We start from the raw sequence: 8,937 nt of genomic DNA, 5'->3' as shown, positions 1-8,937 counted from the left end.
ACGTCAACGTTGTCCTTCGAACCATCCGGGTAAGTCACCTCAACCGGAACAGTGATCTTGTCACCAGGCTTCGCATCCTCCGGAACCTTAACGGTGATCTCACCGGTGTTCTCATCAACCGTCACACCATCCGGAGCTTTATCACCCGGCTTGAACGTGGTGCCCTCAGGAGCCTTGACCTTGTTGCCGTCCTTGTCCTTGAACTCCGGAGCATCGATCTTGACGTCCTCGCCTGGTTTGCCGGTTCCGTTGGTGTAGTCAGGCTCGTAGATCGTGTCCTGGTTCGGAATCTTCGGGTTGCTGTCTTCCCCATCCGGGATGCCGTCGTTATCGTCATCCTCGTCCTCGGTGTCAGGCTTACCGTCACCATCGGTATCCAGCTTGAACTTCGCCTTAGCGTCGTCCTTGGTGCCATCCGGGTAGGTCACCTCAACCGGAACCTCGAACTCCTCCGTGGTGTCCTTGTTCAGCTTCGACTTATCCGGGAACGTCACCGTGATCTCACCGGTGTTATCGTCAATCTTGACTTCATAACCCTCAGGAGCCTTGAAGTCCTTACCGATTTCGAACTTGGAGCCCTTAGGAGCCTTAGCGTCCTTACCTTCCTTATCAGTAAAGGTCGGAGAAGACTTCGTCTCTTCACCCGGAACAACGAGCTTCTCTTCGTAAGCAGGCTCGTAGTCCAGGTTCTGGTTCGGAATCTTCGGGTTGCTGTCCTCACCATCCGGGATGCCGTCATTATCGTCATCCTCATCCTCGGTATCAGGCTTACCATCACCATCGGTATCCAGCTTGAACTTCGCCTTCGCGTCATCCTTGCTGCCATCCGGATACGTCACCGTCACCGGAACATCAAACTCTTCCGTGGTGTCCTTGTTCAGCTTCGACTTATCCGGATACGTCACCGTGATTTCACCGGTGTTCTCGTCGATCTTGACGACGTAGCCCTCAGGAGCCTTGAAGTCCTTACCGATTTCGAACTTGGAGTCCTTAGGAGTGTCAACCTTCTCCTCAGTCGGCTTACCTTCCCCGTCAACCTTGGTAAAGGTTGGGGACGACTTCGTCTCCGTACCCGGAACAACAAGCTTGTCCTCGTAGGACGGGTCGAGCTCGTCCGCATCCTTGGTCACCAGAACGGACCATGCGGCAACGTCGTTATTACCGGAGACAACAACAACGTTGTAGACGTCACCCTTCTTGGCATCCTTTGGGATGTCGAAGGTGCACGCAGCAACCTGATCCTTAGCGTTCTTCGACTGGTCGAGGTCGCAAGTCTTGACGACCTTGCCGGCCTTGTCGCGCCATTCAATCTTCGACGGAAGAGGCGACAGCTCGCCGCTGAACTCCGGGGTCACCGTGACGCCCGGGGAAGCAGGCTTGTCGGTCGCGTTGTAGTCAGCCGTGATCGACACCGGAGCGTACGGCATGAGCGCGTGGCGGACGTTGTAAATCGAGTTGACTGGCTTGCCGTAGCGGGGCTTTCCCTGGTCCTCAATGCGCGACGTGACGGTCTGGTTTTCAGCAGGATCCGCATCCGCCGGTTTGAAGTTACCGCCCGCATTAAAGCGCTGGAAGATCGGGGTGTGGAAGCCCGTGTAGCCACCCTGGACCTCACCCTTCGGGTTCTCCACCCACACGAACACGTGGTCTGGGTTGAGGTAGTCCTCGCGGGTATGAGACGGATCCGTGTAGTCACCGAAACGCAGCGAGTAGTTGCCCTCTGGGTCGGTCTTGCCGTAAACCGTCTTGAGGATGTACTCGGGGTGAGCCTCGAGCATCTTCTTCGTCTCTTCAGACTGCTTGTCCGGGTCGTTCTTGAACTTCGCGTGGAGAGCCTTGTTTGCCGCAGCACCGTCCTTCGTCAGGGTCGATGCGAACACGGTGTAGCCATCAGCCGCCGGGTCCTTAGATTCCGCCTTCGGGCCAGTTGCCGGGAAGCCCCAGTCTGGGCTACCACCAGTTTCAAGCCACACCCGGCCCGAAAGGACGTTTGATTCCCCGAGCTGAACAGCCGCCGCGTCAATAGGACCCTTAGGGTCCTCAACGAGCTTGTCACCCTTGGCGGCCATCCAGCTGGTCTCGTGGCTTGGCGGAATTTCGCGCATGAACGCGGCCATCAGCTGCATGTTGCCGTCAGCTGCGACGAAGGAGCCCATCGGGCCATCAACAACACCGTTGAAGGAACCCGGCGTCCAACCGTTAGCCTGACGGAACATCTCAACGCGGTTGCCACGCTCGTTCACCCACGGCTCCACCCAGATACGGTGCTGCTGGTCCGTGCGAGCCGACCAGGTGTGCTCCTTGCCAAGCTTGTCGGTCCAGGTAATACCCTTATCGCCGGTACCAAAGGCGAAGGTACCCTCGCCACCATTACCGCCGACGAGAGCTCCTTCAAGGTTGTGCGTCTTCGCACTGAAAATCGGCGAGTAGGAGCCGTCCTTGTCACGGAACTGCGCGTAGACGGTAATGCCATTGAGTTTCACGTTGCCGTTGTCGTACGAAGCACCCGGGTTGCCCTTTGGGCTAGTCAGGTACACGTGACCGGAGATCAGGCCCTTACCGACACCGTGAGCGTCGGTAAGGTTAGCGGGCTTCGTGACACGGCCGCTGGCGATCATGTCAGCATCAATGATCTGGTTAGCCGGGTCCGCAGCCGGCGCATTCTCCTGCGCGACCGCAGCCGGTGCGGCTGCCGGGTTTGCCACCGGTTGTGCGAACGGTGCGATCAACGCCAACGACAGTGCAGCAGCAGCCACGGATGTACCGCGACGACGTGCGATGTTCTTTCCTTGCATGTATTTCCCCTCCAGGGATCAATAGTTCCAAGGTCCCCCACGCCCACCTTCAGGCGCAGGGCCGAGCAGAGCACCTAAGTGATAGGTAACCCTCACACTGACAAAGCGTAGTATCCACAAACTAAATGCTCAAAGGTTTCTGGACATTAGTTAGCCGCAACTACTTGAGACTGGAGAGACTTCCAGGAATTTCAGAGGGAAAATCCATGACCCGCAGCCCGATACAGGTTTCCTAAAGGTAAACATTTACTGAGTGCGTGACAGTTCACCTATCTTTTAGCGCTGATCAGCGGCAATGTTCACTCAAGGCCATAATGTACGACCAAATGATTAGGATTACATTTCAGGTAGCGTTCAGAGCTTTTACCCTATAACGGGGGCAGAAGGAACGGACCAATGGGACGAGAGGCGGTCACGGAAGGTTAGCTTAAAGCTTCCTGTGCGCGGTCTCGCGCTTCATCGATCGTGTCCGCGGTCGCATGGGCGGCCACGGCGCCGTCGAGCACCTGGACGCGGGTTTCATCTACAGACAGCGCCTTCGCCAGCAACGTCGGATCCCCCAGGCGGTATTTGAGGTGGGAGGCGCCGGGGGAGGTTAACGTGACGTCGATAGGCAAAAGCAGCGAAGCGCGGGCGAAGAGCTCACACTGATCAAAACGCTGGGTTGCGCACGTGAGCAGGCCGTCCATGCCTGGCAGGGGCGTGGCCTGGGAGAAGTACACCTCTTCCCCATCCACGAAAAGTTCAATGGCGAACAGGCCGTGCCCACCCAACGCGCCGGTGATGCGGGCAGCGATGGAGCGTGCATTGTCACGAGCGGCGTCCGTAAGCGGTGCGGGCTGCCAGGACTCTACAAGCCTAGCACCCTCATGACGAGTACCGATCGGCTCACAGAACCACGTGGCCAACTGACCCGTATTCGGATCAATGGAGCGGACCGTGAGGATAGTGACCTCATAATCAAACTCAATGTAGCGCTCCACCATCAGCTCACGCTTGCCAAACGGGTGATTGAGTTCTTCTGTGGTGGTGGCCACGTGCTGGCCGCGGCCCTTCGTGGGTTTGAGAATCAGCGGGAAACCGATTTCTTCTGCCGCCTGTTCGATTTCTTCTTTGGTGGTGGCCAGTTTGTACGCCAGCGTTGGCAGACCGAGTTCTTCGCTTGCCTTGGTGCGAAGGGCCTCGCGGTCCGTGGCTAGTTCACATGCGTGACTGGAGGGGACGACGCGGGTTTCTTGCTGCTCAAGCTGCTCAAGGGTTTCGAGCGCTTCGGTGTCGAGCACCTGTTCTTCCGCCACCGCAATAAGTGCCGGGCGGTTATCCGGGTGCGTGTTCAGGACTTCCGTGAGCGCCTGCGGGGTGTCAATGGTGGGCCAGAAGCCGAGCTGACGGTAGGCCTCTGCAAGCTGGTAAGCGACCGGGCCCTTGCCCAGAACCAGGATCCGGTTATTCATGGGTGTTGATTATTGCACCTGTAGGTGTGGGTTTGGATATTGAAACTCGGGGTGTTGTCTGCGGTGGTGGTTTGCTGTCTGGGATAGGGAAACCCCGGCGCCTGGGGTTGGGTTCCCTCATTGCGCCGGGGTTCATGCCCTGCAGTTAGTTGCTGGTGTTGCCCTTCTTTGAGGACAACTCAACCTCCTGTCCGGAAGAGCCCTTCAGCTTCAGGTCTTCCACCGTGACGTCCGTGGTGCCATCCGGCACGCAGTTCTTGTAGATCATCGTGCCGGTCAGGATGCCAGCAGTGATCAGCGCGAGGCTGGTGACCACCGTGAACAGATCCGCGCCAACGGACTTCAGGCGGGCGTTGATTTCCGCCACCTGGCTGGCCATCTGCGGGTTGTACACGCCGATCTGCTGCTGGATCTGGGAGTTCACCTGCTCTAGACGCGCCGACAGCTGATTCGCGATCGGTGTCAAGCCCGGCACATCAACCTGGGAAGCCAGGCCAAGCGGCAGCAACGCGATCATTGGAAGACCGAAGCCGAGGGCGCTGGCAATGCACTTGCCAGTGTCGATCTCCGGCTTGTTGCGGTCTCCCGTGTCCGGCTGCTCCACCGTAACGGTGACATCAACGTTGTCCTTGGAGCCATCCGGGTAGGTGACGGTAACTGGGACGGTGATCTTGTCGCCAGGCTTTGCGTCCTTCGGGACTTTTACGGTAATCGAGCCATCCTCGTGAACCGTCACGCCCTCAGGTGCGCCTTCGCCCTTCTCAAACTTGGTGCCCTCCGGCGGGGTGGTCTCCTTGCCGTTTTTGTCCTTAAAGACAGGCTTGTCGATGGTGACGTCCTCACCCGGTTTGCCGGAGCCGTCCTCGTAGCCAGGCTCGAACTCTTCGTTCTGCTTGGCATCCGGATCCTCAACCGTGACGGTGACATCAACGTTGTCCTTGGAGCCATCCGGGTAGGTGACAACGACCGGAACGGTGATCTTGTCGCCAGGCTTCGCATCCTCCGGGATGGTGACGGTGATCTCGCCAGTGTTCTCGTCGATCTTTACACCGTCGGGTGCGTTCTCACCCGGGGTAAAGGTCGTGCCGTCCGGAGCCGTGGTCGGGTTGCCGTCCTTGTCCTTGAACTCCGGCTTGTGAATTGTGATGTCCTCACCAGGCTTACCGGAACCGTCCTCGTAGTCAGGCTCGTAGTTCTCGTTGTCCTTCGTCGGCGGGGTCTCCGGTTTATCCGGCTGCTCCACCGTAACGGTGACGTCGACATTGTCCTTAGAGCCATCCGGGTAGGTGACAACGACCGGAACCGTGATTTTGTCGCCAGGCTTCGCATCCTCCGGGATGGTGACGGTGATCTCACCAGTGTTCTCGTCGACCTTCACGCCGTCGGGTGCGTTGTCACCCGGCGTGAACGTGGTGCCATCCGGAGCCGTGGTCGGGTTGCCGTTCTTGTCTTTGAAGACAGGCTTGTCGATCTTAACGTCTTCACCCGGCTTACCGGAGCCATCTTCATACTCCGGCTCATACTCCAGGTTCTGGTTCGGAACCTTCGGGTTGGTGTTGTCGTCAATTTCCTTGTCGTCCGGGATGCCGTCACCGTCATCATCCGGATCTGTGATGTCAGGATCACCATTGCCGTCCGTGTCCAGCTTGAAGTGGGCCGTCACGTTATCCACGGACTTGTCCGGGTAGGTCACGGTCACCGGGACGTCAAAATCCTCCACCGTATCCTTGTTCAGCTTCGACTTGTCGGGGAACGTCACCGTGATCTCGCCGGAGGTCTCGTCAATCTTGACCTCGTAGCCCTCGGGAGCGGTGTAGCTCTCCGGGATGGTGAACTTCGTGTCCTCAGGAGCCGTAGTCTCCTTGCCCTGGTTGTCCTTGATCGTTGGAGTTGACTTCGTCTCCTCACCCGGGACAACCAGCTTGGAGTCGTAGGAAGGATCGTAAATACCAGCGTCCTTGTTAGTTACGGTCACCGTAACTGTGGTGTTGTCCTTGGTGCCGTCCGGGTAGGTGACAACGACCGGAATGGTGATCTTGTCGCCCTCTTCGGCATCCTCGGGGATGGTGACGGTGATCTCGCCGGTGTTCTCGTTGATGGTTACGCCGTCCGGGGCGTTCTCACCCGGAGCGAACGTGGTGCCCTCCGGAGCCTTGACGTTCTTGCCGTCCTTGTCCTTGAACGTTGGCTCGTCGATCTTGACCGTGTCACCTGGCTTGCCGTTGCCGTCGGTGTACTCCGGCTCATACTCCAGGTTCTGGTTCGGGACCTTCGGGTTGGTGTTGTCGTCAATCTCCTTGTCGTCCGGGATGCCGTCGTTGTCATCATCGTCGTCTTCAAGGTCAGGCGTACCGTCACCGTCCGTGTCCAGCTTGAAGTTCGCCGTAGCGTCATCGGTAGAGCTGTCCGGGTAGGTCACCGTCACCGGGACGTCGAACTCCTCGACCGTGTCCTTGTTCAGCTTGGACTTGTCCGGGAAGGTCACAGTGATCTCGCCGGTGTTCTCGTTGATCTCAACGACGTAGCCGTCGGGAGCATTGAAGTCCTCCGGGATGGCGAACGTGGTGCCCTCGGGAGCCTTGACCGTCTCCTCGGTCGGGTTGCCCTCATCGTCCGTCTTGGTGAAGGTCGGCGAAGACTTCGTCTCCTTGCCCGGGACGACAAGCTTAGGCTCGTAGGCAGGCTCGAACTCATCAGCGTCACGAGTAACCAGCACCGTCCACGCGGACACATCATTGCCGCCAGAAACCAGGACAACGTTGAAGTAGTCGCCCTTCTTCGCATCCTCTGGAATGTCGAAGGTGCAGCCCGCGACCTGCTCCTTGGCCGACTTGGACTGGTCAATGTCACAGGTCTTGAGGACCTTCCCATCGACGTCGCGCCACTCCACCTTCGACGTTGCACTGGACACCGTGCCGTGAAGCTCCGGTGTTACGGTCACACCCGGCGCGGCCGGCTTGTCCGTTGCGTTGTAATCAGCCGTAATGGACGCCGGTGCGTACGGCATGATCGCGTAGTGGACGTTGTACAGAGAGTTCAGGTTCTGGAACGGAACGCCGTTGTAGTTGATCGGCAGCTGGTTCTCACCAGGGATTGCGGCGGGGCGGAAGTTACCACCAAAGTTGAAACGCTGGAAGGTTGGCGTGTGGAAGCCGGTGTAGCCGTTCTGGACCACGCCGTTCTGATCCTCCACCCATACGAACAGGTGGTTCGGGTTCAGGATGTCCTCGCGGATCTGGCCCTTCTCGTAGTTACCGAAGCGCAGGGTGTATTCACCCTTGTTATTGGTCTTGCCGTAGACGGTCCTGAGAATGTACTCGGGGTGCGCCTCAAGCATTTCCTTGGTTGCCTGGGCGATCTTGTCCGGATCATTCTTGTACGTCTCACGCAACTTCTGGTTCGCTGCCGCACCGTCCTTGGTCAGGGTGGATGCGTACACGGTGTAGCCATCAGCCGGCTCATCAATGCTGTTAAACGCCGGACCGGTTGCCACGATGCCCTTATCGGGGCCACCGGTCTCCAACCACACGCGACCAGAAACGGTGTTCGGGACCTTGGTCTGCGTCGACGCTGAGGCGATCGGACCCTCCGGGTCCTCAACGAGCTTGTCGCCCTTGGCAGCCAGCCAGCTTTCCTCATGGTTCGGCGCAACCTCACGCAGGAACGCTGCCGTAAGCTGCATGTTGCCGTCGCTAGCAACGAAGGAGCCCAACGGAGCATCGGCTGGCAGGTTGAACGAACCCGGCACGAAGCCGTTGGCCTGGCGGAACATCTCAACCCTGTTGCCGCGCTCATTGGTGAACGGTTCTACCCAGATGCGGTGCATCTGGTCCGTGCGGGCGGTGTAGGTGTGCTCGCGTCCCAGCTTGTCGGTCCAGGTAATGCCCGTATCGCCGGTACCGAACGCAAACGTGCCCTGGCCGCCGTTGCCGCCGACCACGTCTGGCAGCGTGTGCGTCTTCGCGCTGAAGATCGGCGAGTAGGAGCCATCCTTGTCACGGAACTGCGCGTAAACGGTGATCCCATCCAGCTTCACGTTGCCGTTGTCATAGGCTGCGCCCGGGTTACCTGCCACGCCAGTCAAGTACACGTGACCGGAGATCAGACCCTTGCCAACACCGTGGGCGTCGGTCAGGTTTGCCGCGTGGGTAACGCGCCCACTGGCGATCATGTCTGCATCAATGATCTTGCTCTCGGGATTCACCGTTGGCGATGCCTGTGTTGGCTGCGCCTCCTGTGCGACAGCGGCCGGTGCGGCAGCCGGGCTCACTACCGGCTGGGCAAACGGGACAACCAAAGCAAGCGACAGTGCCGCGGCAGCTACCGACGTGCCCCGCCGGCGTGCAATGTTCATTCCCTGCATGTGATTCCTCCAGGACGTAAGTGGTTCGGAGTGGTTCTGTGTAGTTCGAGCAGAGCACCTACGTGATAGGTTCCTCTCGCACCGCCGAAGCTTAGTTTCACAAAACTATCCACTCAAGGTTTCCTGAAATTTTACTTACTTACGCTTGGGTAACTACTGAACTAGTTTCGCCCTTACTCGCTGCAAATCCTCACTTTTGCAAGGTATGATCACAGTAAATTAACAGTGAATAAAAATAGCTCCTGTGGACGCAGGTGACAGGTCACGCTTTAAACGCTGGTCACGCCCACAGAATGCCGGAGTTAAATCATGCCCATGACATATA

Annotated in this window: 3 protein-coding genes; all 3 read right to left on the bottom strand. The window is 58.4% G+C overall.

All coding sequences use genetic code 11. The features are described 5' to 3' along the window. Positions 1-2,795, bottom strand: a 2,795-nt coding sequence (locus tag AK829_RS11395) for a YPDG domain-containing protein (RefSeq protein WP_083439855.1), incomplete at its 3' end; no start/stop codon positions are given. Between the two features lie 422 nt (positions 2,796-3,217). Then, complete coding sequence (locus AK829_RS11390) at positions 3,218-4,249, bottom strand: ATP-grasp domain-containing protein (RefSeq protein ID WP_052206027.1); 1,032 nt, start codon at positions 4,247-4,249, stop codon at positions 3,218-3,220. 145 nt (positions 4,250-4,394) lie between these two features. Beyond that, on the bottom strand, positions 4,395-8,612 hold the full coding sequence (locus AK829_RS11385; RefSeq protein WP_083439854.1) for a YPDG domain-containing protein: 4,218 nt from the start codon (positions 8,610-8,612) through the stop codon (positions 4,395-4,397). Positions 8,613-8,937: the final 325 nt, after the last annotated feature.

The sequence above is a fragment of the Corynebacterium riegelii genome, from assembly GCF_001263755.1.
Lineage (GTDB): Bacteria > Actinomycetota > Actinomycetes > Mycobacteriales > Mycobacteriaceae > Corynebacterium > Corynebacterium riegelii.
The sequence above is the reverse complement of the archived record's forward strand: the minus strand, read 5'-3'. Positions and strand labels throughout refer to the sequence as shown.

Coding starts and splice junctions, on each gene's coding strand:
- AK829_RS11390 (WP_052206027.1), bottom strand. CDS start 4,249: ATGAATAACCGGATCCTGGTTCTGGGCAAGGGCCCGGTCGCTTACCAG.
- AK829_RS11385 (WP_083439854.1), bottom strand. CDS start 8,612: ATGCAGGGAATGAACATTGCACGCCGGCGGGGCACGTCGGTAGCTGCC.